At 34.4% G+C, this 1,040-nt stretch carries 2 protein-coding genes; both read right to left on the minus strand.

The genetic code is table 11. From position 1 onward, the window contains the following. Nucleotides 1-29 precede the first annotated feature (29 nt). Nucleotides 30-449, minus strand: a complete 420-nt coding sequence (locus M3090_RS15360; RefSeq protein ID WP_147346651.1) for a hypothetical protein — start codon at nucleotides 447-449, stop codon at nucleotides 30-32. 12 nt (nucleotides 450-461) lie between these two features. Beyond that, the gene (locus tag M3090_RS15365) at nucleotides 462-1,007 is read right to left on the minus strand and encodes an SMI1/KNR4 family protein (RefSeq protein ID WP_117858198.1); all 546 of its coding nucleotides are present in this window, start codon (nucleotides 1,005-1,007) and stop codon (nucleotides 462-464) included. Nucleotides 1,008-1,040 lie beyond the last annotated feature (33 nt).

The following is a 1,040-nucleotide window of genomic DNA, read 5'->3' on the forward strand; positions in this document are numbered from 1 at the left end:
TAATGGGGTAGCAGGGAACGGCTTGTCCGTTATCCTGCTTCGTTATCGCTATTTATAAATTTGAGAAATATTTGTTCTTGCCTACAAAAGAAATCTTTATTCGCATTATATGATTTTTTTAGATATTCGGCAGCCTTAGTGTATTCCTTCAATTGGAAGTACACTTTACCTCTTAAAAAGTCCATTGCATATTGAGGTGATTTAGGGGAAATTTTATCCAATTCGCACAACCATGTTTCTATTTCTTCCGAAATGTTCAGTTGTACAAGTTCATTGATAATTCTAACTATTATGATTTTGCTGTTTCTTTCGTTGTACTTATTACTATCTGTTGCCACCCACATATCTTTTAACTGTTGTACGAATGGCAAATGGTCTATACTTTCTCTTTTATCTGACATATCTATAAAGTTCAATATATCAAATAACTGTTGTCCTATATTCTTCATATTATCCATGTTTTATATTTTGACAATTACGTTTCCAAATCCTGCGCAATTAGCAAGCCCACGAATAAAATCTTCAAAACTTACTGCAAGCATAGTAATTTTATAATTGTTTTCTTGGTCTACATGAACAACACTTGGCTCACCTGCCAAACAGCATTTACGATAATCTAAAAATATCATATCATGTCCGGCAGAAGGAGTGGTACATATTGCAATGCCAATAGTAGGATAGCCCCATTCTTCTATCCAAAAACGATTTCCCATTTCTCCACAAAGAGAATATGGTTTGTTTTTATCAACGCCCATAATTCCGCTAATAGCAATATGATTATCAGCCCAGCAAGTTGGAACTGATGTCGGGAAACAAGTGTTAATCGGCATACCCCCATTGTGTTGTTGTACCAACGCAATATATGACTGAGGTAATTTATATCCCAATTCATTTTCCACTTCTTCCAATTGCTCATTAGTAGGGGTAGTACCAACATAGTATTTCTGCGCATACTCACTATCATTCCAAAAGGACATATCGAAATCTTCAAAAAAAGTTTTGTTCATATCTGTTCATTACTTTAATTAGCGATAATGGTT

This window comes from Bacteroides sp. ET71, assembly GCF_023336905.1.
Classification (GTDB): Bacteria; Bacteroidota; Bacteroidia; order Bacteroidales; family Bacteroidaceae; genus Bacteroides.